The following is a 22816-nucleotide window of genomic DNA, read 5'->3' on the forward strand; positions in this document are numbered from 1 at the left end:
GCGGGATCCTTTCTCAGGCGGGTTGGCGCGGGGTCGGGATGAATTCGGGCTGCGAGAGTTCGGACAGCGCCCGTTCCAGCCGGCGGCGGCTGTCGAGCAGTGCATTGAACTGGGCGTCGCAGCCCGCGATCGGGCCGGGATAGCCGGTGATCTCGTCACGGACATCGTCAAGGCAGGCGCGCAGCGCATGTGCTGCGCGGTCGATCGGGTCGAGGGTCATGGCATGTCTCGCGTCAGGGGCTTGCTGTATGCCGCGGTATACCGATTTCGGCGATTCCCGGAAGACTGTTCATGCCTTGCCCGGCCAGACCGCGGAGGGCACCATGACCTCGCCCCGTGCGACCAACCGGGCGGTGCGCACCAGCCCGGCCGAGCGGATGTCTATTCCGCCCTTGGTTCGGGTGAAATCCATGACCACGTCGAACGTGCCAGAGGCGTGTTCCACGCCCACGGTCAGCGGCGCGCCGCGCCCGGCGACCCCTTCGGCAAAGGGTTCGGCCACGGTGCCGGGAAGGATCGAGCAGGCGGCGATGCATTGCGCGCCGGTGACCGCCATCGATGGGTGGCAGGACCACGGCATGAAGTAGCGCGCATTGATCGTTCCGCCGTTGCGCGGAGCGGACAGCAGCGTGATCTTGGGAATGACCGACTGAGACACGTCGCCCAGCCCCATCAACTCGCCCGCCTTCAGGCGGATCGGTTCCATCCGCGCGTAAAGGTCCTTGTTCTCGTCCAGTTCCTGCTGGGTTTCGTAGCCGGTCATGCCAAAGGCGTCGGCGCGGGCGAACATGACGGGCATGGCCACGTCCACGATCGTCACCTCGATTCCGTCGATCACGTCGCGCAGGTTGCCCGTGGGCAGCAGCTTGCCAGTGGCAGCGCCCACGGTTTCCATGAAGCCCATGCGGATCGGCGCGGCGCTGCCCGGCACACCGGGGATCTCTGCGTCGCCGTCATATCGGACGCGCCCGCCCGGCGTCTGGACGACCGATTCCACGACGGCCCCGGTGTTGACCGCGTGGATGCGCACCGTGGTCTTGCCGTCCTGCACCGGGACCAGCCCCATCTCGATTGCGGCGGGGGCGACGCCCACCATGATGTTGCCGCAGGTGGGCCGGTAATCGACCTCGCGCTTGTCCACCGCGCATTGGGCAAAGAAATAGTCCACGTCGCAATCCGCGCGTTCCGATTTCGACAGCATGGCGACCTTGGTTGTCACCGCGTTGCCGCCGCCGATCCCATCGATGTTGAGCGGATGGCCCGAACCGCAAACGGCCATCAGGACCTCGGACAGGGTGTCGCGATCCTCGGGCAGGTCGCTGCTCCGGAAATACGGCCCGCGCGAGGTGCCGCCGCGCAGGAACAGGTAGGGAATAGCGGTTTGGGTCATGGTTCTTTCCGGTAGGTCAGGTCAGGGGCCAGGGCAGGTCGGCCAGCGTTTGCAGGTAGCCGGGCGGCAGGTCGCGCCCGAGAACGGCGGCGAGCCCGGTGATGAAGCCGATCCCGATGGCGGTGGCAAAGACCGACCTTGCCCAGCCGAAACGGCCGCGCGTCCGGAAGAAGGCCATCAGGAAGATCGTCATCGCGATGAACAGGCCAAAGGTGAAGGTCAGCACGAGAAGGCCAATGAACCATCCCAGCGTCGACCACAGCCCATGCGGTGCCTGCCCCTCTCCCCCGGTCTCAAGGTCGATGAACACATCATCGGTGGCGGGCCGCAGCGCCATCCGCGCCAGCAGCGCCAGCGCGCCAGCCAGCGTCACCAGACCGATTGTCAGCGGAAAGACGCGGTCCTGCAAGCGGCCGACCATCCACGCGTCCCAGGTGGACACAAGCAGATACAGGGTCGCCACGCCGAGGAAGATGAAGGGGGCGGTCTTGCCCCCGGTGGGGGCGTCGATGTTCTCGCGGATGTTCTTGGACGCCTTGATGCCCACCACGACCGAGACGACCGTAAGTATCAGCAGCGTGACCGAGATCGGCGACAGGAGGTAATCCCAGCCTGCCTCTGCCGAGCGGCGGAACCGCGCGGCGGCGATCTGGAAGGCCTGGTTGACGAAGATCTCCGTCTGGTTGCTCAACACGAAGCCGATCAGGAAGGCCGGGCGCGAATAGTCGAAGCGGCGCAGCAGGATGCCGATGATCCCGATCCCCACCAGCGCCGCCAGGTCCAGCGCCGATTGCCGCGACTGGAAGGCGGCGAAGGCGATGATCATGAACAGGTAGGGCGCGATGATGGTAAAGCGGATCGTCGTCATTTTGGCGATGTGCTTGGACAGCAGGATGCACAGGCCAGCGCCGAACACGTTGGCCAGCGCCAGCGACCAGACGATGGTATAGGTGATGTCCAGGTTGTTGCGCACCATCTGCGGGCCCGGCGTCATGTTCAGCAGCGCAAGCCCGCCCAGGAAGATCGCCATGCTGCCCGACCCGGGGATGCCGAAGATCAGCGTCGGAACCAGCCCGCCGCCCTCCTTGGCGTTGTTCGAGCTTTCCGGCGCGATGACGCCCCGGATGTCGCCCGAGCCGAATTGCGACTTGTCCTTGGCGGTCTGCACGGCCGAGCCATAGGCCAGCCAGTCGACCACCGAGCCGCCCAAGCCGGGTATGACGCCGACGATCACGCCGATCGTCGCGCAGCGCAGTGACAGCCACTTGTGCTGCCACCAGTCGCGCAGGCCCTGACCCCAGCCGTCGCCCAGCTTGCCGCCCTCGGCGATCGGGCGATCCTGCCGCAGCAGCGAAACCAGTTCCGGGATGGCGTAGATGCCGAGGCCCACGATCACCAGCTGGAAGCCGTCGACGAGATAGGGGAAATCGTAGGTCGACATCCGCAGGCTGCCGCCCGCGGGGGCCGAGCCGATGGTGCCCAGCATGATCCCCAGACCGGCGGCCACCACGCCCTTGAGCGGCACGCGCCCGGCGAGGATCGCCACCATCGACATGCCGAGGATGGTGATCATCAGCATCTCGGGCAGGCCGAAGGCCAGGATCAGCGGCCGCGCGATCAGGATAAAGGCGGTGAGCACCGCCGCGCCGAAAAGCCCTCCGAACAGGGACGAGACGAAGGCCGCCGACAGCGCCCGCGCCGCGTGACCCTGTTGCGACAGGGGAAAGCCGTCCAGCACCGTCGCCTGGCTGGCGGACGAGCCGGGAATGCCCAGCAGGACAGAGGAAAACGTGTCGGATGTCGGGATCACGGCGATCAGGCCGACCATCAGGGCAAGGCCCGAAACCGGCTCCATGCCATACATGAAGGGCAGCAGCAGGGCGAGCCCGGCGATGCCGCCCAGGCCCGGCAGAACCCCGATCGACAGGCCCAGCAACACGCCGCCCATCAGGTACATCAACTGCATCGGCTGGAAGATCATCGAAAACGCCGATGCCAGCTCGGGCAGGACTTGCGCGAACATCGTGGAATCCTTCGGTCAGGCGGGCACAAAACCCCGCCCGGTGGGTCCGGGCGGGGCGGTATCGGGCCGGATGGCGGCTTACTCGATCGAGATGCCGTAATCCGCCTTCAGCCAGTCGAGGACATATTGCTTGGCCTCGGGTGCGATCTTTGTCGCCTGGTTGGTCGCCTCGACGGCGGCCGCGCCGACCAGCTGCGGATAGGCGCCCAGCACCGCATCCGCCTCGGCGATGAAGCCGTCCCTGCTGACCACGGCCTCGAGAGCCGCGACGTAAACGTCGACGACTTCCTGCGGCGAGGATTTCGGCAGGAAGATCGTCTTCTGGTTCGCGAAGCCCGCGACGAAGAACGCCTTCCATGCATCCCATGCAATGCCCGAGGTCTCGCAGCCTTCGGTCGCCTCGCAGACTTCCTTGAAGGTCGGCATGTCCGGGAAGGTCGGGTCACGGACGATCACGCCGTTGTCGTCCAGCGCGCCCCAGGAAAAGATCGGAACGGCCAGACCCTGGTCGACCAGCGGCTGCACGTTGGCGATGTAGGCCGAAGAGGTCTGGTAGTCGATGTTGGCTTCGCCGCGCTCGAACATCAGGCGGCCGTCGCCACGCCCTTCGACGCCAAAGACGGGATCGACCTTGAGGCCGAGCATCTTGAACGCCAGCAGCGGGACGAGGTCCAGCGTCGTGGCGCCCTGGCTGCCATAGAGGTAGAACTCTTCCTTCAGGTCATCCATGTCGCCGTCGAACTTCGCGCCCAGGTCGCCGGGCAGATAGACGACACCGCCGGTCGCCGAGGCGAGCACCGGCTGCCATTCGGCATATTCGTAGCGCACGCGCGGGTCGCCCAGCAGGTAGGGGAACTTGGTCGAGCCGGAATCGCCGAAGATCAGCGTGCCGTCGCCCTGATCCTGGTTTCCCTGGAACCAGTTGGCGCCTTCGGTCGAGCCCGCACCGGGGCGATAGCGCACGACGACGGTGGGCGCGCCCGGCAGGGCCTGGCCCAGCAGCGGCGCGAAGAAGTTGGCCCACTTGGCCGAGCCGCCGGATTCCGAGAACGGAATCACGTACTCGATGGTTTTGCCTTCATAGGACTGCGCGCTGGCGGCCTGTGCCGAAACGGCCATGATGGCGCCGGCCGCGATGGCGGCGACGAGATTGGTGCTGTGCACGGTATTCCTCCCTTGCGTTTCCAGTCGCGATTGTGGCCGCGACACTCGCGGGCCGGTTCGATGCCGGCCTCCTGCGTCAAAATGACAAGGGTTTTTGCATAAATCAAATGCATTGTGCGAATGCATGAATTAGAAATTTTCACTTTTGAGGCGGTGATTGCACGGATTTGCGCCCCCGTAGCCCCAACATCGACGCGGCGATGGGCGCGCCGAGGATCACCAGCATCAGCCGCACGAGGTGGTGGACCACGACGAAACCCAGGTCGGCGCCCGCGACGATGGCCAGGACCGTCATCTCGGCCTGACCACCCGGTGCGAAGGACAGGAAGCCCTCGATGGGCGAGGCAAGCCCCAGGATCACCACGATCTCGGTCACGATGAAGGCGAGAATGGCCAGGATCACGACGTAAAGCATCCCGGCGAGCACATCGCGCCTGAGTTCGTAAAGGGTCACGCCGACATAGCCGACGCCGATGCCGATCCCGATGAAGTATTGCGCGGCAAGGATCGCCTCGGCCGGGGGGCGATGCTCGATCACGCCGGACAGCGACAGGATGGCGGTGACGATCATCGGCCCGATGATGCCTGCGCCGAACAGGCCGACACGCTCGCCCACCTTCCATCCACCGATGGCGGCCACGGCCATCAGCGCCAGTTCCCACGCCGGCAATTCGGACGCGGGCGCGCCGATGGGTTGCGACAACGGGCTGTCGAAGACCCAGATCAGCATGATCGGAACGATGGTCACGATCACCAGGACCCGCGTCGCGTGGATCAGCGAGAGGGCGCGCACATCCGCCCCGGCTTCCTGTCCGAACAGGACCATGTCCTGCAACCCGCCGGGCATGGCTGCGAAATAGGCGGTCGGGCGGTCGAAACCGCAGACTTTGTGGAAGAAGGGCACGCCAACCAGCCCGATGGCGAGGATATAGAGCGGGACAAAGGCAACCGACCCGGCCATCTGCGGCAGCTGGTGCAGCACTTCGGGCGTAATCGAGGCGCCCACCGCGACGCCCAGGATCGTGCGCGCCGCCTTCGACACCACGCCCAGCCCCTTGAGCGGCGCGCCAAGAAGTGCCGCGCCGAGGCAGGCGAACATCGGCCCGAACAGGAAGGGCAGAGGCAGCGACAGCGCCCAGAACACTGCCACGCCCGCAAGGGCGAGCGCCACGGTGCCGGCACGACGGATCAGGATAGTGGGCATGGGTGAGCCTTGACGCTTTTGTATCCACGTGTATACGACTGGACGCATGAGCGGAAGCGAAAACCTTCGACTGGTGGGCGCAGAGGCGTCCGGGCGCGCCTTGCATGGGCAGAGCGCCTATGAACGGCTGTGCGATGAGATCCGCTCGGGCGCGCTGCGCCCCGGTGCGCGTTTGCTGGAAACCGAGATCGCAGACCGTTTGCAGATCAGCCGCACGCCCGTGCGCGAGGCGATCCGCCGTCTGGAATCCGAGGGGCTCGTCGATCATCAGCCTCGCACCGGCGCGGTCGTCCGAACGCTGGATTATCCAGAGATCATGGAGCTTTACGAGATGCGCGCCGTGCTCGAAGGCACCGCTGCACGGCTCGCAGCGCGGGCGGCCTCGCCGGTCGAGTTGGAAGAACTCAAGTCGATCAACACCGAGATGGCCGAGGCCACGGGCGACAGCAAGGCGCTGGTCCGGCTGAACCGGCAGTTTCACGCCCGCATGATGGACGCGGCCCGCAACCGGTTCCTGCTGAAATCGGCGGAAACGGTGGAAAAGACGCTGCTGATTCTTGGCCCGTCCAGCATGGAATCGCCGGAACGCGCCCGCGAGGCGGTCGAGGAACACGCCGCTGTGCTGGCAGCGCTCGAGGCGCGCGACGGGGCTGCGGCGGAACAGGCCATGCGGCGGCACATGGAGCGGGCGCAACTGACCCGCCTGCGGATGCTGCGCCGCGCCGAAGGACAAGAGGACTGAGATGACCGACGCGAAGACCCTGAGCGCCGAAACCTGGGATGTCGTCGTCGTAGGCGGCGGGAACGCGGGCCTGTGTGCCGCGATCGAGGCGGCAGAGACCGGCGCGCGGGTGGTGATCCTCGAAGGCGCGCCCAAGGTCTATCGCGGCGGCAACTCGCGCCACACCCGCAACTTTCGCTGCATGCATCACGGGCCTTTGGGGCCACTGATCGACACCTACGACGAAGAGGAATTCTGGCAGGACCTGCTGCGCGTCACAAAGGGCGAAACGGACGAGTCGCTTGCCCGCCACGTCATCCGCCAGTCCGCCGAGTGCCTGCCCTGGATGGAGGCGCATGGCGTCCGGTTCCAGAAATCCCTGTCGGGTACGCTGTCGCTGGACCGGACCAACGCCTTTTTCCTTGGCGGCGGCAAGGCGCTGGTCAACGCCTATTACCTGACTGCGCAGGACCTGGGCGTGACGGTGGCCTACGAGGCGACGGTGAAGCATGTCGGTATCGACGCCGCCAAAGCCACGCATCTGGAGGTCGACCTCGCGGGTGAGACGGTGACGGTCAAGGGGCGCGCCTTTGTTCTCGCCTCGGGCGGGTTCCAGTCGGACCTGGACTGGCTGGCGCGGGCCTGGGGGCCGGCGGCAAAGAACTTTCTCATTCGCGGCACGCCCTACAACCGGGGTCTCGTGCTGAAGGACATGCTGGATCACGGCGCCGAGACGGTGGGCGACCCGACACAATGCCACGCCGTCGCCATCGACGGGCGCGCGCCGAAATACGATGGCGGCATCGTCACCCGGCTGGACTGCGTGCCCTTCTCCATCGTCGTGAACAAGGACGGCGACCGGTTCTACGACGAGGGCGAGGATGTCTGGCCCAAGCGTTACGCGATCTGGGGCCGTCTGGTGGCGGCGCAGCCTGATCAGGTGGCCTATTCGATCATCGACTCGCGCTCGATCGACCTGTTCATGCCGTCGGTCTATCCGCCCGTGACCGCCGACACGATCCCCGGCCTTGCCCAGCAACTCGGCCTGCCGGGGCCGAAGCTGCAACAGACCATCGAAGCCTTCAACGCCGCCTGCCGCCCCGGCACGTTCCATCCGCAGGAACTGGACGGCGTGGCGACCGAGGGGATCACGCCCCCCAAGACCAACTGGGCGCGCCCCATCGCCGAGCCGCCCTTTTACGCCTACGAACTGCGCCCCGGCGTGACCTTCACCTATCTGGGGCTGAAGGTGGACCTGAAGGCGCGCACCACCGGCCCGCAAGGCCAATATGACAACATCTGGAGCGCCGGAGAGATGATGGCGGGGTCGATCCTTGGGCAGGGCTACCTCGCCGGGTTCGGCATGACCATCGGCACCGTCTTTGGCCGCATCGCAGGACAGGAGGCCGCCGCCCATGTCGCTTGACGTCAGCCTGCAGACGGATCCGGGGGTCCTGTCGGACGACCCGGTGATGGAAGCCCGCCGGCAGATCGAGATCTGCAACGCCTGCCGCTATTGCGAGGGCTATTGCTCGGTCTTTCCGGCGATCACCCGGGAAAAGGTGTTCGCCGATGGCGACATCACCCAGCTTGCGAACCTGTGCCACAACTGCCGGGGCTGCTATTACGCTTGCCAGTATACCGCGCCGCATGAATTCGACCTGAACCTGCCCCGCGCGCTGGCCTCGGCCCGCGCCGAAAGCTGGGAGCGGCTGGCCTGGCCCGGCGGCATCGCCAAGGTGTTCCAGGCGCGGGGAGAGGCCGTGGCCGCCGCCCTGGTCGCCGGGTTCGCCGTGATGTTCGCCCTGATCGCGGCGCTGCCGGGCGAGGGCGAGGGGTTCTACGCGTGGCTCAGCCACGGCGCGATGGTGGCGATCTTCACCCCCGCCTTCCTGCTGCCGCTGGCCGCCATCGGCGTGTCGCTGCGGGCCTACTGGCGCGAGGTGGGCGGCACGCGGCTGACGCTCGCCGACTGGCGCGAGGCGCTGGACGCGGCGGGACGGATGAAGAACCTGTCGGGCGGGCAGGCGGGCGGTTGCAACTATGAAAAGGGCGAACGCTATTCCTTGGCCCGCCGCCACGCGCACCAGGCGGTGTTCTGGGGTTTCCTGCTGTGCTTTGCCTCGACCTCGGCGGGGACGGTGCTGCACTACGTCTTCGACGCCAAGGCGCCTTATGGCTTCTTCTCGCTGCCGAAGCTGCTGGGTGTGCCGGGTGGCATCCTGCTGACTGTCGGCTGTGCCGGTCTGCTGATGCTGCGCAAGCAGGCCGACCCCGAGCTTGGCACGCCCGGCCGCGCCTCTGGCGAGCGCGCCTTCGTCTGGCTGCTGGGCTTTGTCGGTCTGTCGGGGCTGGTGCTGTACGCGGTGCGGGGGACCGGCCTGACCGGGCCGCTTCTGGCGCTGCACCTGGGCGCGGTTCTGACCTTCTTCTTGCTGGCTCCCTATTCAAAGATGGCGCATGGCTTCTACCGCCTTGCCGCACTGCTGCGCGAGGCGCAGGACAAGCGGGTGCGGAATGGCTGAACGCCTGACCCCGCCGCAGGCCCGCGCGGCGCTGCGGGCGATCCTGTCGGGCGACGCGTGTGTGCGCCCGGCCTCGGTTTACGATGCCATGACGGTGCGGGCTGCGGCGCGGCTGGGCTTCCCTCTGGCCATGCTCGGCGGATCGGTGGCGGCGCTGGCCGTTCTGGGTGCGCCGGATCACCAGTTGCTGTCGCTCGACGAATTCACCGGGCTTTGCCGCCGCATCGCCAGGCCCGGTGCGCTGCCGCTTCTGGTCGATGCCGACCACGGTTTCGGCAACGCGCTGCATGCCATGCGCTGCGTCGAGGAACTGGAGGCGGCGGGCGTTTCCGGCATGACGCTGGAGGATACGGCCCTGCCGACGTCGTTCGGTGCCGAAGGTGGATCGCTGATCCCGCTGCCCGAGGCCGAGGGCAAGCTGCGCGCGGCGCTCGAAGCGCGGTCCGATCCGGGTTTCGTCATCGCCGCCCGCACCGATGCGCGCCTGCAATCGGGCGAGGCGCTGATCGCACGCTCCGCCGCCTATGGCCTGACAGGAGTCGATGCGCTGTTCGTCACCGGGGCGCGCGACGCGGCGCTACTGGCTCGCGCGCATGAGGCGTCGGGCCTGCCACTCATCGTGCCGGAACCGAAGGGCGCACTGGCGGGGGCTGACCTGGCGGCGCTGGGCGTGCGCATCTGCCTGACGCCGCACCGGACATTCCCTGCCGCGCTCTCGGCGGCCTGGGACAGCTTGGCAGCGACGCCGGGCGCGCAACCGACGGACAAGCCCGAGGCGTTGCCCGAGGAGTTGAGCGAGGCCGCCCTCTGGACCGACCTTATCGCAAGGCACCTGCGCTAGAAGGCAGGGTTCAGGTCGCGTCGGGATCTTCGATGCGCGACAGGATCGCGTTCGCGCGGCTTTCCAGGTCGTCCTCGCCCGGGTCGACCCCAAGCGCGGCGATCATCGCCTCCCACTCCGCCGTGGCGGCCGCCATGCGCCCGCCGAGGCCCAGTTCATCCACGGTGCGGGCGACCTCCTGCATCTCGGCGGCGCGGCGCGCACCATGCACCATCATCCGTTCGAGGTTGTAGGCGCCGCGCTTGCGCCAGGCGATATCCGGGTCGGACGCCTCGAGCGAGCCGATCACCTCGTCGGCAACGCCCGCGCGATGGGCGGCAAGGAAACATTCGGCGGTCAGCGCCTCCAGTCCCTTGACCATGACAGAGCGCAGCATCTTGATCGAGGAAGCCCGCCCCACGGCGTCACCCGCGTGCTTGGGCTTCATGTCCAGCGCCAGAAGCACGGCTTCGGCGACCTCGGCGTGGGGGCCGGAGATCAGCAGCGGCGCGTGGTGGCGTTTGGGGTGCACTGGCGACATGACGGCCACATCCACATAGCGCCCACCTGCGGCCTCGATCACCTCGGCCGCGCGGCGTTTCGTGCCCGGCGCGCAGGAATTGCAATCGAACCACAGTGTGCCGACTGCAAGATGCGATGCGGCGGCCTGTGCGGCGGCCAGCGCCTGGTCGGCGGTGACGGTGCAGAATACCGCCTCGATCCCGTCCAGCGCGGATGCCGGCGTATCACGCCCGTCGATGCCATGCGCCGCATAGCGCGTCTGCATCGTGTCCCGCGTTGCGGCCCTGTCTGTCTTTATGTCGTAGGCGCGCAGATCGGCCGGGCGCATGTCGCCCCAGCCGGAGGCAAAGGCCGCCCCGGCCTCGCCGAAACCGACAAAGGCGAGGCGGGCGGGGCGGTTGCCGTTGGGGCTCATGGTATCCTCGTCATGCGGGGCGGGCCGATGGATCAGACCAGGCTGGCGCGCCCGACCCCGTCATAGGCGACGAAGCCCGCCTTTTTCGCGACGTCGGCGCTGTAGATGTTGCGCAGGTCGGCCATCGCCGCGTGGCGCATCGATCCGGCCAGCCGCGACAGGTCGAGGGCGCGGAACTCGTTCCACTCGGTCAGGATCACGATCAGGTCGGCGCCCTCGGCGGCGCCATAGGGATCGTCGGCCCAGAGCGCGCCGGGCAGCAGCGTCTCGCCCTCGCGCCGGCCCTGCGGATCGGCCACCGTCACCTGCGCGCCGCCGCCAATCAGCGCCGGCACGATGGTCAGAGAGGGCGCGTCGCGCATGTCGTCGGTGTTGGGCTTGAAGGTCACGCCCAGCACCAGGATCCGCTTGCCGTTGAACGTGCCGCCGCAGAGGTCCTGCAACTTGTCGATCATCCGGCGCTTGACCTCGTCATTGACCTTGATGACCGTCTCGACGATCGACACGGGCGAGGCATGGTCCTGCCCGATCCGCGCCAGCGCCTTGGTGTCCTTGGGAAAGCACGACCCGCCATAGCCCGGCCCGGCATGCAGGAACTTGTTGCCGATGCGGCCGTCCATGCCCATGCCCTTGCTGACCGCCTTGATATCCGCGCCGACCTTTTCGCACAGCGCGGCGATCTCGTTGATGAATGTGATCTTGGTCGCGAGAAAGGCGTTGGCGGCATACTTGATCATCTCAGCCGACTCGAGGTCGGTTGTGACGATGGGAAAATCGCGCAGGTAGAGCGGGCGATAGATCTCGGCCATGACCTTTGCCGCGCGGTCGGATTCAACGCCGACCACGACGCGGTCGGGCTTCATGAAGTCGTCGATCGCCGCGCCTTCGCGCAGGAATTCCGGGTTCGAGGCGACGTCGAAATCGAGGCCGGGATTGGCCTGCGCCACCACGTCTCGGACCTTGCGGTTGGTGCCGACGGGCACGGTGGATTTCGTCACGATCACCACGTAGTCGGTCGCCGCCTCGGCGATCTCGCGCGCGGCGGCCATGACATAGGTCAGGTCGGCATGGCCGTCGCCGCGCCGCGTCGGCGTGCCCACGGCGATGAACACCGCGTCCGCGCCCTGCACGGCACCGCGCAGGTCCTGCGTGAAGGACAGCCGCCCGGCCTGAACGTTGCGGTGCATCAGCGCGTCGAGACCCGGTTCGTAGATCGGCACCTCGCCGCGTTCCAGCATGGCGATCTTGCGCGGGTCCTTGTCGACGCAGACCACGTCATGCCCGAAGTCGGAAAAGCAGACGCCCGAAACGAGGCCCACGTAACCGGTTCCGATCATCGCAATTTTCATCTCGAAATCCCTTGGAAATTCTGGCTGGGAACTGGTCCCTAGGTTTCAGGTTTCGCCCTGCAAGGCAAGGGCCGGGCGGCCAGCGCCGCGCCGATACGACTCAGCTTTCGTCCAGCACCTTGCGCGCGGCGCGAAAGCATTCCAGCGCCTGCGGCACGCCGCAATAGATGCCGATCACGTGGATGATGGCGCGGATTTCCTCGCGCGAGACACCGTTGTTCACCGCGCCGCGGCAATGCAACTCCCACTCGTGCATCTTGCCGAGTGCGCCGATCATCGCGAGGTTCATCATGCTGCGCGTCTTGGGGTCGATCACGTCGTCGCCCCAGCCGAACCCCCAGCACCAGGCCGTCATCGCTTCCTGGAAGGGCCGGGTGAAATCGTCGGCGGCGGCGAGGTTCTTTTCCACGTATTCCGCGCCAAGGGTGGCCTTGCGCTGCTCCAGTCCCTTCAGGAACAAGTCTTCGTCGAAGGTTCTCATCGGTGTCTCCTGCTTGGTTGTGGCAGCATGGCGTGGCGCGCCGGATAGGCAAGCCCTAGCGTTGCGCGGTCTGCCAATCGGGATGGATCCAGGGCTCGTCATTGGCCGGGGCGAGCGGGGTCAGGCCCAGGATGTGGTCCGAGGCCTTTTCCCCCACCATGATCGACGGCCCGTTGAGGTTGCCGTTGGTGATGCGCGGAAAGATCGAACTGTCGGCCACCCGCAGCCCCTCCACCCCGATCACCCGGCAGTCCGGGTCGACCACCGCCAGCGGATCGTCGGCGCGGCCCATGCGGCAGGTGCCGCAGGGATGATAGGCGCTTTCGGCGTGTTCGCGGATGAAGCCATCCAGTTCGTCATCGGTGGTCAGCGCCTCGCCCGGCTGGATCTCGTTCCGGACGAAGGGCTGCATCGCGGGCTGCTGAAAGATCTCGCGCGTCAGCCGCAGGCAGGTTCGGAACTCGATCCAGTCCTCTTCCTCGGACATGTAGTTGAACCGGATCGACGGCGCCTCGGCGGGATCCGCGCTGCGCAGGGTGATCGCGCCACGCGACTGGGCCCGCATCGGCCCGGTATGCACCTGGAACCCGTGACCCTCGGCCGCGGCCTTGCCGTCGTAGCGCACGGCCAGCGGCAGGAAGTGATACTGGATGTCGGGATAGTCCACGCCCGCCCGCGACCGGATGAAGCCCGCGCTTTCGAACTGGTTGGACGCGCCGAGGCCCCGGCCCGTGAGCATCCATTGCGCGCCGATCAGGCCCTTCCAGAACAGCCGCCAGTACTTGAACAGCGTGATCGGCTGGCGCGAGGCGAACTGGTAATAGACCTCGAGATGGTCCTGGAGGTTGCGCCCCACGCCGGGCCGGTCAGCCACCACGGGGATGCCATGCTCGGCCAGGTGCGCCGCCGGGCCAATGCCCGACAGCATCAGCAGCTTGGGCGAGTTGATGGCGCTGGCGGCGACGATCACCTCGCGCCGGGCGCGGATGGTGCGGATCGCCGAGCCTTGCGCGATCTCGACACCGGTGGCGCGCCCGTCCTCGATCACGATGCGGCGGGCAAGGCCGCGCACGACCTTGCAGTTGTCGCGCGCGAGGGCAGGTTTCAGGTAGGCGTTCGCCGCCGACCAGCGCCGGCCTTTCCAGACCGTCATCTCCATCGGGCCAAAGCCCTCTTGCTGGCGACCGTTGTAATCCTGCGTCACCGGGTAGCCCGCCTGCCGTCCGGCCTCGACAAAGGCGGAATGCAGCGGGTTGTTGCGCGGGCCGCGCGTGACATGCAGCGGGCCGTCCGTGCCGCGCCACGAAGGGTCGCCGCCCTGCCCGCTGTCGTGCCAGCTTTCCATCCGCCGGAAATAGGGCAGCACGTCGGCATAGGCCCAGCCATCCGCGCCGCTTTCCGCCCAGTGGTCATAGTCCCGCGCATGGCCGCGCACATAGACCATCCCGTTGATCGAGGACGACCCGCCGATCACCTTGCCCCGCGGGCAGACCAGACGCCGACCGCCCAGGTGCGGCTCGGGTTCCGTCATGAAGCCCCAGTCGTACAGCTTCATGTTCATCGGATAGCTGAGCGCGGCGGGCATCTGGATGAAGGGCCCGGCGTCGCTGCCGCCATACTCGATGACGATGACGGATGCGCCCGCCCCGGACAGGCGCCAGGCCATGGCGCAGCCCGCGCTGCCTGCCCCTACGATGACGAAATCGGCTTCCACGTTGCGTCCCACCCCTCAGCACTGGCCAAGGCTTAAAGCATCACCTTGGAAATGGGAACGCGGACCGCGCGGCAGCGTCGCGTCAGACCAGGACGATATCCCCCAGCAACCCGGCATTGGTGGTCAGCCCGTCCAGGGTCAGCCGGTCGCCGCCGCCGAAATCCAGCACAAGTGTGCCTGAGGAGAGGTCGCTGCGTGCGTCGAGAGCCGCTTGTGTCAGCGGCCCGCCCCACAGACTCGCCGCGATGTGCAGCGAGTCGATGCCCAAGTCGTAGTCCGTGATCCGGTCGGCCCCGATCTCGGCGGCCAGCACAAAGACATCCGCGCCGTCGCCGCCCGTCACCATGTCGTTGCCGCCGCCAAGCTGGATCGTGTCGTCGCCCGCGCCGCCTTCGATCGTGTCGTTGCCGTCTCCGCCATAGACGGTGTCGCGCCCACGTTCGCCGCCTTGCGCATTATCCAGGAACAGATCGTCTCCCGCTCCCATGTAGGCGACATCCCGGCCATCGTCTCCGAAGATGGTATCGTCACCGTCCCAACCCCAGAGGGTGTCATAGCCGCCGCCGCCATACAGCGTGTCGTTGCCGGTCCCTCCGTTCATCCGGTCATTGTCCAGACCACCGTCCAGTCGGTCGTCACCGTCCTGCCCGTAGATCGTGTCTGAGTGGCGGTTGCCTTCGAGCCAATCCGCGCCCTCGCCGCCGTGCAGCACGTCGCGTCTGTCATTGCCATACAGGCTGTCGTCCCCGCTGCCGCCCAAGAGTTCGTTGGCGATCGCGTTCCCGATCAGCGTGTCGTCGAACGCGCTACCCTTCGCGCGTTCGATAATCGTGCCTTGCATGATCGTCAGCCCGTCGGGCAGGTTCGACACGCGCGAGGTCGCGCCGTCGTTCAGGTCGATCCTAACCCGATCCGTCGCTCCCGAGGCGTCGATGACGTCCGTTCCGCCGCTGTCGACGATGGTGTAGCGCACGTTGGCCCAGCCATAGTCGCCGGGCTCTTCGCCGCTCAGCAGGCGGTTCCAGACACCGTCCGCGCCCTGCGAATTGTTGCCCGGCGTGAACTCGGTGGCAAAGACGGTGTCGCCGACATTGACCAGCTTTGTGCCGTAAAGCGTCCGCACCGCCAGGATATCGGCCGGCATCGGCGTGATCGCGTAGGATCGGAACGTGTCGGCAAAGACCACGTCCTCGGCCCCGAAATAGGACATGACGGTCGTGGCTTGGCTGTCGTTCGGATAGACGGCATCCTGCGAATAGTCGCCCGAGAAATTGTAGAACCCGCCATGGCCAAGGCCCAGTACATGGCCGATCTCGTGCAGGAAGGTCTTGTAGGCGAAATCGCCCAGGCCCGGGTCCCAGCGTTCGTAATCCCGGTCGATATTGACGAAGGCGCCGGTGATGATGGCGGTATCGCCTTGGTACTCCAGGTCCGTCCAGGCGCCGCGCGCCTCGTCGTCGAAGATCACGTGCGCCGCGCTGGACGTGCTGCGGACAAAGGTGACGTTCGCCACCGCCTGCCACGCGTCCAGCGCCCATTCGGCCAGTTGCTGCGCCCCCGGCTCCAGCCCTTCGATGTTGTAGGTGATGGTGCGCGGCCCCACGGCCGTCGAGAACCAGCGTGGATCGGTCGGCAGGTCGCGCTCGGCCCAATGGGTTACGCGCAGGAATTCAGAGATCTCCTCGAGCGTCCATTCGCGGAAATCGTCCAGCAGGTCGACCGTCACGGTATAGCTGCCGACCCGGCTCCACGCCATTTCCGCGCCGATGAACAGGGTGCCGGTTTCCGGCGCGACCAGCACCATGGCCTCGCTGCCGTTCTCGTCATAGAACTCGCTCCAAGCGATGAACCCGGTATCCTCGTCGCGCAGTTGGAAATAGGGCTGCCTCAACGGATCGGTCGAGCTGATGGTGATGCGGTATCCCATGCCCGCTTCGACGGTCAGCGCGATGGCATCGCCGTCGCCCGCGCCTTCGATCACGCCGTTGAAGATGTCTCCGGCCACGATCCGATATGGGGTGTCGTATTCCTCGGGCGCATCGGTGGTTTCGGTGATGACGGCCATGGCCGAGCCTCCTGACGCTATTCAGAGGCAGGCTAGCAGCGTGGGGGAATCCGGTAAAGGTGGCGACCTATCCGGTGGTCCGGGGCAGGGGCGCGATCCCCGGCACCGGGCAGGCGATGCTGATCGCCGTTTCGCCGATCTCGGTTGCCGGATCGACATGCCGCCAGTGCTTCATCACGTGCAGCGAGACGCGGCGCGCGTCCTGGCGAAAGTCGTGATGGATGACGAAGCTCACCTTGCCCGCGGCCAGCAACTGCCGGTTCGTGCGGTCCAGGTCATGCGCGGCAAACACCTCGATGTCGCGCCCCGCCTGCGCGAAGGCATCGAGGATTGCCGCGTTGCCGCCGCCGATGGAATAGACCGCGCTTATGTCGTCATGCGTCTCCAGCGCCTGCCGCACAAGGACCCCGGTCGAGCGGTTCACGCCGAACCCCTCCGACACGGTGACGCTGCGCAGCCGGGGCGCGTGATCCGCAAGATACCGCGTGAACCCGTGGCGGCGCATCTCTTCGCCCTGGAACATCTGGCTGGACAGGGTGACAAGCACGCGGGCGTCGGGCGCGCGCATCATGCGGGACAAGAGGTAGGCGGCGGTCGCACCCGCATGGGCGTTCTCCATCCCGACATAGGCCAGCCGCAGAGCGGCCGCGACGTCGGTGACATAGGTCACGACCGGGATCCGGTGCCGGGCGATCCCGGCCAGTGCGGCCTCGATCGCGGGCGTCGCCGGCACTTTAAGGACGATCCCCTGGCTGCCGCGTTTCGCGATGGCGCGCAAGCGGGCGACGATTTCCGCCTCGTCCATGCGTTCGGCCATGTGGAACCGTGCCCGGATCGCGGCCGGGCGCATCAGTGGCAGTTCCGCCTCGAACGCCGCCCGCACCGCCTGGGAAAAGCGGTTGGGCGCCTGCACCACGATATCCAGCGTCAGGCGCGCCCCGCTGGCGGTGCTGGCGGCATACTGGCTTTCCAGTTCCGCCAGCGCCGCCGCCACCCGGTCGCGCGTCACCTGCCGAACGCTGTCCCGCCCGTGCAAGGCACGGTCCACCGTCGCCGGGCTGAGCCCTGCCTGGTGGGCGATTTCCTTGATGGTAAAGCGGCGCGCCATGCCCGGATTTGAGGTGGTTTTGAGGCGATTGGCAACTGTTTCGGACAGGTGACCTTGGGCAGACTCTGCGCAATCCAAGGGAGGAGTCGCCATGAACATCCAGTCCAAGCCCCAGAAGGCACCCGTCTGGCTGACCGCCGACAGCGGTGATTTCGAGGAATTCCGTCGCCTGACGGCACAAACCACGGCGCCCCGCGACGTGCCTCATGCCGCCGAAATCGTCCGGAACATCCCCGTCTACGAGGGCCGCAGCGTCGATGCATGCGCGACCGACCCGACCCGCCGACAGGCGCTGATGGAGGAATGGGCCACGGTCCTGTCCTCGGGCGCGGGAATCATCGTCATACGCGCCGCCTATGCCGACACGGCCGTGCTTGATCGCGCCAGCGCGGTCTTCGACCGCATCATCGCCGAGGAAAAGGCCGCGGCGAAGGGCGGCGGCGACCATTTCGCCAAGCCGGGCGCGAACGATCGGGTCTGGAACTCGCTGGAAAAGCATTGCAACGCCGACCCGTCGAGTTTCGCGGAATACTACAGTTGTCACACGCTGGCGCTGGCGTCCGAGGCGTGGCTTGGCCCGAACTACCAGATGACGGCACAGGTCAACCGGGTGAACCCCGGCGGCGCGGCGCAGGTGCCGCATCGGGACTACCACCTTGGCTTCATGTCGGCGGCGCAGATGGCGCGGTATCCGGCGCATATCCACGCGGTCTCGCCGGTGCTGACTCTGCAAGGCGCGGTCGCCCATGTGGACATGCCGCTGGAAAGCGGGCCGACGATGCTGTTGCCCTTTTCGCAGCAGTATTTCGAGGGTTATCTCGCCTTCTCGCGGCCCGAGTTCCAGGCCCATTTCGCCGAGCATCACGTGCAATTGCCGCTGGCGAAGGGCGACGTCGTGTTCTTCAACCCGGCAGTGATGCACGGCGCAGGCACGAACCGTACGGCGGACATCTTCCGGCTCGTCAACTTGCTTCAGGTGTCGTCCGCCTTTGGCCGCGCAATGGAGACGGTCAATCGCGACGCAATGTGCCGGGCGCTCTATCCGATGCTGCTGAATGCGCCCGAGGGGATCGACCTCGCCAACGTCATCGCCGCCTCGGCCGAGGGCTATCCCTTTCCAACCAACCTCGACAGCAACCCGCCGGTGGGCGGTCTTGCGCCGAAATCGCAGGCCGAGCTGATGCGCGCGGCGCTGGCCGAGGGGCAGGACCCGTCGGCCTTCTGCGCCACGCTGGATGCTTTGTTGGATAAGAACCGGTCCTGAATCAGGATTTCAGCCGGTAGCCCCGGCGGAAAAACGCCCAGGCCAGCAGGCAGACAGCCGTCGTCGCCGCTGCGGCGACGGCAAAGCCCAGAGCCGGGTTGCTGTCGGACACGCCCAGCATCCCGTAGCGGACCCCGTCGATCAGGTAGAAAACCGGGTTCAGGTGGGTGATCTGGTACAGCACGGGCGGCAGCGCCTCGACCGAGTAGAAGGTGCCCGACAGGAAGGCCAGGGGCGTGACGATGAAATTGGTGATCGCCGCCATCTGGTCGAACTTGTTCGCGTAGATCCCCGCGACCATGCCCAGCGCCGAAAGGAAGGTCGCGCCCAGCAGGACAAAGGCCAGCGCGACCACCGGATGCGCCGGGACCAGCCCCAGTACGACCCAGAAGGCCAGCGTGATCGCCACCGCCACCAGCAGCCCGCGCGCCACGCCCCCGGCAAGGTAGCCCAGCACCAGTTCTCCGGCGGACAGGGGCGGCATCAGCGTGTCGACGATGTTGCCCTGCACCTTGGAAATGACGATCGAACTCGACGTGTTGGCAAAAGCGTTCTGGATCACCGTCATCATCAGGATGCCCGGCGCGATGAAGCTGGTGAAATCCACCCCCATCACGTCGCCCCGCTGCGGCCCGATGGCGATGGTGAAGATCACCATGAACAGCCCCGCCGTCACCAGCGGTGCCAGCAGGGTCTGCGTCCAGACATTGGCAAAGCGCATCACCTCGCGCAGCGCCAGCGTATACAGTCCCAGCCAGTTTACCCGTCCGAAACGTCGCGTGCCCGGTGCGTAGATGCGTTGCGTGCTCATTACCTGCTCCCCTCGGTTTCGGGCGGCTTGTAACTCGGGTCGGGATGATTAGAATAGGGGGGCAAGGAAATTTGCGCAGGCGGCCGCCGGAACGTGGCCGCTTTTTCAGTCGCAAGAAGCCGAAAAGGATGGGTCATGTCCTGGACCGATGAACGGGTCGAACTGCTCAAGAAGATGTGGTCGGAGGGCCAGTCGGCCAGCCAGATCGCCAAGGAACTGGGCGGGGTGACGCGCAACGCGGTCATCGGCAAGGTGCATCGCCTTGGCCTGTCGAACCGCGCCGGTGCGGCGCCGGCGCCCGCTGCCCCCGCCAAACCTGCCGAGGCCAAGCCAAAGCCAGCGCCCAAGACCGAAGCCAAGCCCAAGGCCGCGCCCAAGCCCGTGGCCGAGGAAGAGGCCGAACCGGTCGAGGAAAAGCCCGCCATGATGACGGTTTCGGCCAGCCCGCCGCCGACGCCCGCGCGCAAGCAGATCATTCCCGCAGGCCAGCCCCTGCCGCCGCAGCCCTCGGCCAACGAGATCAGCCCCGAGGCGCTGGCCCGGGTCAACGAGATCGAGAAGAAGGCCAAGAAGCTGACGCTGATGGAACTGACGGAGCGCACCTGCAAATGGCCGGTGGGCGATCCCGCAACCGAGGATTTCTGGTTTTGCGGCCTGCCCGTGCAGCAGGGCAAGCCCTATTGCGACGCGCATGTGGGCGTCGCCTTCCAGCCCATGTCGTCGCGCCGCGACCGTCGTCGCTGACCCTTGCGCTTCATTGACAAGGCCGGGCATGGGCCCGGCCCTTTTCATTCTGTAGGGCCTGGTCTGCCACAGAGCACACTGACTGCGACGACGCCAAGGCCACGAGACATGTTCTAACGCGTCCTGTCCCGGATGGCGGCTGCCCGGGCGACGCGGGCCTTCATCAGAAAGGCGCGAATGGCGGATTACCCGTCTCGTCCGGGTTCGTCCGGATTGTTTGAAAACAGCGCGATCTTGTTGCCTTGGGGATCTCGAAGATAGCCCACGTAGAAATGGGCTCCGTAAGCGGCACGAAAGCCCGGCCGGCCCTCGTCCCGGCCGCCGGCCGCAAGCGCGGCTGAATGAAGGTTCCGGACCTCCTGCTGGCTTCGTGCCTGGAACGCGGTCATCGCGCCGTTGCCCGCCGATGCCGGGCATCCGTCGAAGGGCGGTTTCACGAAGAATGCCGGTGAAACGGCAGGCTGGTCGGGACGCTCGGGGAGCGCGTAGCTCAGGCCCTCCGGACCTTCCTCCAACTCATAACCGAGAGCACGCAAGAAGGCCGAGTAGAACCGCTTCGCGCGCGGAATGTCGTCGGCACCGACGGTGACATAGCTGATCATGCTGCGGGTCCATTGTCAGAGATTGGGTTCGCCGTTGCGCCGGATTCTTTCTGCGATCCGTGGGCCGAAATGCTGAACGGCTCCAACTCCCGGTGCAGGAACCCATGCAAATCCAACCGTTCAGGCATGTCTTGGAACCCAACAGACTGGGCTTGAAGCGGGCATTGCCGCTTCAAGCTGCAAGATCGCTCACCTGCGCCCGCTTGATGCAAGGCGCCGGGCATGAGCCGACCTTTTTCGTTTCCCGGGCTGTGCCCTCACTGAGTCCAGCGCACGCCGGTCAGGTCGGTCGCCTGGGTCGGGGCGTTCTGCCACAGCCCTTCCAGCCGCGCGTCCATCACCGTCGGAAAGGCGAGTTGGAACAGGTAGCCGTTCACGTAATCGTCGGCGAGGATGGTCTGTGCCTGCGTCACCAGTTCGTGCCGCTTCGCCGGGTCGGTGGTGGCGGTCAGTGTGGTCATCAGCGCCTGGAAATCCGGGTTGTCATACTGGAAGTAGTAGTCCGGGCGGGCATAGATGCCGATGTCGAAGGGCTCGGTATGGCTGACGATGGTCAGGCCGAAATCCTTGCCGCGGAACACTTCCTCCAGCCACTGCGCCCATTCGAGGTTGGTGATCTCGGTCTGGATCCCCACCGCGCGCAGCTGCGAGGCGATGATCTCGCCACCGCGGCGGGCATAGGAGGGCGGCGGCAGTTTCAGCGTGGTGGTGAACCCGTCGGCCAGTCCGGCCTCTGCCAGCAGTTGCGTCGCGCGCTCGGGGTCGTATTGCGACTTTTCCGTCAGATCGACGTAATCGGGATTGTGCGGCGCGAAATGGGTGCCGATGGGCGTGCCCTGGCCGAACATCGCGCCGTCGATGATCGCCTGCCGGTCGATCGCATGGGCCACCGCCTCGCGCACGCGCTTGTCGTCGAAGGGCGGCTGCTTGTTGTTCATGGCGAGAATCGTCTCGCCCTCGGTCGATCCCACCAGCACCTTGAAGCGCGGATCGGCCTCGAACTGTGGCAGGTTCTCGGGGGCGGGGAAGCCGGCGAAGGCGTCGATATCCTGCGCCATCATCGCTGCAAAGGCGGCGGTGGGGTCCGAGATGAACTTGAACGTCGCCTCGGTCAAGGCGGGCTTGTCGCCCCAGTAGCCATCAAATTGCGACAACTCGATCCGGTCGCCCTGCACCCACTGGTCGAACTTGAAGGGGCCGGTGCCGATGGGCGTCGTCTTGATCGCCTCGATGCTTTCGGGCGCCACGATCACGGCGTCGCCCCAGGCCATGTTGAACAGGAAGTTGCCGTCCGGCTGGCCCAGCGTGACCTGCACCGTGGCGGGGTCGATCACCGTGACATCCGAGATCCCGGCAAACAGCGCCTTCTGCGCGTTCTGGCTGTCCTCGGCCCGGGCGCGGTCGAGGGTGAATTTCACGTCCTCGGCATCCATCGCGGTGCCGTCGTGAAAGGTCACGCCCTCGCGCAGTTCAAAGGTGTAGACCGTCCCGTCCTCGGAAATGTCCCAGCGTTCCGCCAGGCCCGCGGCGATGGCGCCGGTCTCGGTGAACCGGGTCAGCCCCTCGAACACGTTGGAATAGAGCACGCTGTCGATCGCCCCGGCCGCGGCCGAGGTCGGGTCCAGGTGCGGCGGCTCCAGCTGGAGGGCGATGGTCAGGTCGGTCTGCTGGGCCAGCGCGGCAGTGCCCGAAAGCAGCAGCGCCGCAAGCGGCAGGCGAAGGGTCATGGCGGGACTCCTTGAGATGATCCTGCCCCAAGTCTTGCCGTTTGCCGCCACGGGTTCAAGCACCGCCTGCATTTGCCCTCTGGTTCTGCGCCGCAGCATTTTCTAGACGACTGCGCAATTTTGTTGCGCGACCGATGGCGTTGCGCAGGATTCTGGAGGGGACCGCA

Annotated in this window: 20 protein-coding genes; 6 read left to right on the forward strand and 14 right to left on the reverse strand. The window is 66.5% G+C overall.

What is annotated here, in order from left to right; genetic code table 11:
- Positions 1–13: 13 nt before the first annotated feature.
- The 5 genes from KB874_RS06595 to KB874_RS06615 all read right to left on the reverse strand — a co-directional run bounded on the left by KB874_RS06595 (position 14) and on the right by KB874_RS06615 (position 5781).
- Complete coding sequence (locus tag KB874_RS06595; RefSeq protein WP_212535755.1) at positions 14–220, reverse strand: hypothetical protein; 207 nt, start codon at positions 218–220, stop codon at positions 14–16.
- Positions 221–289: 69 nt separating this feature from the next.
- Complete coding sequence (locus tag KB874_RS06600; RefSeq protein ID WP_212535756.1) at positions 290–1390, reverse strand: 4-oxalomesaconate tautomerase; 1101 nt, start codon at positions 1388–1390, stop codon at positions 290–292.
- Between the two features lie 16 nt (positions 1391–1406).
- Positions 1407–3413: a tripartite tricarboxylate transporter permease gene (locus KB874_RS06605; RefSeq protein WP_212535757.1), complete on the reverse strand. Its 2007-nt coding sequence runs from the start codon at positions 3411–3413 to the stop codon at positions 1407–1409.
- 78 nt (positions 3414–3491) lie between these two features.
- On the reverse strand, positions 3492–4532 hold the full coding sequence (locus KB874_RS06610; RefSeq protein WP_212535869.1) for a type 2 periplasmic-binding domain-containing protein: 1041 nt from the start codon (positions 4530–4532) through the stop codon (positions 3492–3494).
- Between the two features lie 184 nt (positions 4533–4716).
- On the reverse strand, positions 4717–5781 hold the full coding sequence (locus tag KB874_RS06615) for an AbrB family transcriptional regulator (protein ID WP_249200296.1): 1065 nt from the start codon (positions 5779–5781) through the stop codon (positions 4717–4719).
- Positions 5782–5827: 46 nt separating this feature from the next.
- Here KB874_RS06615 and KB874_RS06620 point away from each other — a divergent pair, with 46 nt between their 5' ends.
- The 4 genes from KB874_RS06620 to KB874_RS06635 are packed head-to-tail and all read left to right on the forward strand — an operon-like array spanning position 5828 to position 9868.
- Positions 5828–6523: a GntR family transcriptional regulator gene (locus tag KB874_RS06620; RefSeq protein WP_212535759.1), complete on the forward strand. Its 696-nt coding sequence runs from the start codon at positions 5828–5830 to the stop codon at positions 6521–6523.
- Between the two features lies 1 nt (position 6524).
- A complete protein-coding gene (tcuA, locus tag KB874_RS06625) occupies positions 6525–7928 on the forward strand; it encodes an FAD-dependent tricarballylate dehydrogenase TcuA (protein WP_212535760.1) in 1404 nt (467 codons plus the stop codon).
- The gene (tcuB, locus tag KB874_RS06630) at positions 7918–9027 is read left to right on the forward strand and encodes a tricarballylate utilization 4Fe-4S protein TcuB (protein WP_249200297.1); all 1110 of its coding nucleotides are present in this window, start codon (positions 7918–7920) and stop codon (positions 9025–9027) included. The genes tcuA and tcuB overlap by 11 nt, the downstream gene beginning before the upstream one ends.
- Positions 9020–9868 (forward strand): isocitrate lyase/PEP mutase family protein, encoded by an 849-nt coding sequence (locus KB874_RS06635; RefSeq protein WP_212535761.1) that lies wholly within the window; start codon positions 9020–9022, stop codon positions 9866–9868. Before tcuB ends, KB874_RS06635 begins: the two co-directional genes overlap by 8 nt.
- Before the next feature lie 10 nt (positions 9869–9878).
- Here the strand turns inward: KB874_RS06635 and KB874_RS06640 are convergent, their stop codons facing one another.
- The 6 genes from KB874_RS06640 to KB874_RS06665 all read right to left on the reverse strand — a co-directional run bounded on the left by KB874_RS06640 (position 9879) and on the right by KB874_RS06665 (position 17501).
- Positions 9879–10784, reverse strand: coding sequence for an NAD(P)-dependent oxidoreductase (locus KB874_RS06640; RefSeq protein ID WP_212535762.1), 906 nt, complete (start codon positions 10782–10784; stop codon positions 9879–9881).
- 32 nt (positions 10785–10816) lie between these two features.
- Complete coding sequence (locus KB874_RS06645; protein ID WP_212535763.1) at positions 10817–12133, reverse strand: UDP-glucose dehydrogenase family protein; 1317 nt, start codon at positions 12131–12133, stop codon at positions 10817–10819.
- A gap of 100 nt (positions 12134–12233) precedes the next feature.
- On the reverse strand, positions 12234–12614 hold the full coding sequence (locus KB874_RS06650) for a carboxymuconolactone decarboxylase family protein (protein ID WP_212535764.1): 381 nt from the start codon (positions 12612–12614) through the stop codon (positions 12234–12236).
- A 55-nt stretch (positions 12615–12669) separates the two neighbouring features.
- Positions 12670–14328 carry a choline dehydrogenase gene (betA, locus tag KB874_RS06655; protein ID WP_212535765.1) on the reverse strand — a complete coding sequence of 553 codons (1659 nt, stop codon included), beginning with the start codon at positions 14326–14328 and terminating at the stop codon, positions 12670–12672.
- Between the two features lie 82 nt (positions 14329–14410).
- On the reverse strand, positions 14411–16393 hold the full coding sequence (locus tag KB874_RS06660; RefSeq protein WP_212535766.1) for a M10 family metallopeptidase C-terminal domain-containing protein: 1983 nt from the start codon (positions 16391–16393) through the stop codon (positions 14411–14413).
- A 67-nt stretch (positions 16394–16460) separates the two neighbouring features.
- Positions 16461–17501, reverse strand: coding sequence for a LacI family DNA-binding transcriptional regulator (locus KB874_RS06665; protein WP_212535767.1), 1041 nt, complete (start codon positions 17499–17501; stop codon positions 16461–16463).
- A 91-nt stretch (positions 17502–17592) separates the two neighbouring features.
- Here KB874_RS06665 and KB874_RS06670 point away from each other — a divergent pair, with 91 nt between their 5' ends.
- Positions 17593–18765, forward strand: coding sequence for a phytanoyl-CoA dioxygenase family protein (locus KB874_RS06670; protein WP_212535768.1), 1173 nt, complete (start codon positions 17593–17595; stop codon positions 18763–18765).
- Between the two features lies 1 nt (position 18766).
- Here KB874_RS06670 and KB874_RS06675 read toward each other — a convergent pair whose 3' ends face one another.
- Positions 18767–19576, reverse strand: coding sequence for an ABC transporter permease (locus KB874_RS06675; protein WP_212535769.1), 810 nt, complete (start codon positions 19574–19576; stop codon positions 18767–18769).
- A 135-nt stretch (positions 19577–19711) separates the two neighbouring features.
- Between KB874_RS06675 and KB874_RS06680 the strand changes: the two genes are divergently transcribed.
- A complete protein-coding gene (locus KB874_RS06680) occupies positions 19712–20320 on the forward strand; it encodes a GcrA family cell cycle regulator (protein WP_212535770.1) in 609 nt (202 codons plus the stop codon).
- A 185-nt stretch (positions 20321–20505) separates the two neighbouring features.
- Here KB874_RS06680 and KB874_RS06685 read toward each other — a convergent pair whose 3' ends face one another.
- Positions 20506–20922, reverse strand: coding sequence for a VOC family protein (locus KB874_RS06685; protein ID WP_212535771.1), 417 nt, complete (start codon positions 20920–20922; stop codon positions 20506–20508).
- A 257-nt stretch (positions 20923–21179) separates the two neighbouring features.
- Positions 21180–22649 (reverse strand): ABC transporter substrate-binding protein, encoded by a 1470-nt coding sequence (locus KB874_RS06690; protein ID WP_212535772.1) that lies wholly within the window; start codon positions 22647–22649, stop codon positions 21180–21182.
- Positions 22650–22816 lie beyond the last annotated feature (167 nt).

The organism is Thetidibacter halocola, assembly GCF_018224955.1.
GTDB lineage: Bacteria > Pseudomonadota > Alphaproteobacteria > Rhodobacterales > Rhodobacteraceae > Thetidibacter > Thetidibacter halocola.

Excerpts from the sequence above, each read along its gene's own strand:
- KB874_RS06595 (WP_212535755.1), bottom strand. The coding sequence starts at position 220 with ATGACCCTCGACCCGATCGACCGCGCAGCACATGCGCTGCGCGCCTGC.
- KB874_RS06600 (WP_212535756.1), bottom strand. The coding sequence starts at position 1,390 with ATGACCCAAACCGCTATTCCCTACCTGTTCCTGCGCGGCGGCACCTCG.
- KB874_RS06605 (WP_212535757.1), bottom strand. The coding sequence starts at position 3,413 with ATGTTCGCGCAAGTCCTGCCCGAGCTGGCATCGGCGTTTTCGATGATC.
- KB874_RS06610 (WP_212535869.1), bottom strand. The coding sequence starts at position 4,532 with ATGGCCGTTTCGGCACAGGCCGCCAGCGCGCAGTCCTATGAAGGCAAA.
- KB874_RS06615 (WP_249200296.1), bottom strand. The coding sequence starts at position 5,781 with ATGCCCACTATCCTGATCCGTCGTGCCGGCACCGTGGCGCTCGCCCTT.
- KB874_RS06620 (WP_212535759.1), top strand. The coding sequence starts at position 5,828 with ATGAGCGGAAGCGAAAACCTTCGACTGGTGGGCGCAGAGGCGTCCGGG.
- tcuA (WP_212535760.1), top strand. The coding sequence starts at position 6,525 with ATGACCGACGCGAAGACCCTGAGCGCCGAAACCTGGGATGTCGTCGTC.
- tcuB (WP_249200297.1), top strand. The coding sequence starts at position 7,918 with ATGTCGCTTGACGTCAGCCTGCAGACGGATCCGGGGGTCCTGTCGGAC.
- KB874_RS06635 (WP_212535761.1), top strand. The coding sequence starts at position 9,020 with ATGGCTGAACGCCTGACCCCGCCGCAGGCCCGCGCGGCGCTGCGGGCG.
- KB874_RS06640 (WP_212535762.1), bottom strand. The coding sequence starts at position 10,784 with ATGAGCCCCAACGGCAACCGCCCCGCCCGCCTCGCCTTTGTCGGTTTC.
- KB874_RS06645 (WP_212535763.1), bottom strand. The coding sequence starts at position 12,133 with ATGAAAATTGCGATGATCGGAACCGGTTACGTGGGCCTCGTTTCGGGC.
- KB874_RS06650 (WP_212535764.1), bottom strand. The coding sequence starts at position 12,614 with ATGAGAACCTTCGACGAAGACTTGTTCCTGAAGGGACTGGAGCAGCGC.
- KB874_RS06660 (WP_212535766.1), bottom strand. The coding sequence starts at position 16,393 with ATGGCCGTCATCACCGAAACCACCGATGCGCCCGAGGAATACGACACC.
- KB874_RS06665 (WP_212535767.1), bottom strand. The coding sequence starts at position 17,501 with ATGGCGCGCCGCTTTACCATCAAGGAAATCGCCCACCAGGCAGGGCTC.
- KB874_RS06670 (WP_212535768.1), top strand. The coding sequence starts at position 17,593 with ATGAACATCCAGTCCAAGCCCCAGAAGGCACCCGTCTGGCTGACCGCC.
- KB874_RS06675 (WP_212535769.1), bottom strand. The coding sequence starts at position 19,576 with ATGAGCACGCAACGCATCTACGCACCGGGCACGCGACGTTTCGGACGG.
- KB874_RS06680 (WP_212535770.1), top strand. The coding sequence starts at position 19,712 with ATGTCCTGGACCGATGAACGGGTCGAACTGCTCAAGAAGATGTGGTCG.
- KB874_RS06685 (WP_212535771.1), bottom strand. The coding sequence starts at position 20,922 with ATGATCAGCTATGTCACCGTCGGTGCCGACGACATTCCGCGCGCGAAG.
- KB874_RS06690 (WP_212535772.1), bottom strand. The coding sequence starts at position 22,649 with ATGACCCTTCGCCTGCCGCTTGCGGCGCTGCTGCTTTCGGGCACTGCC.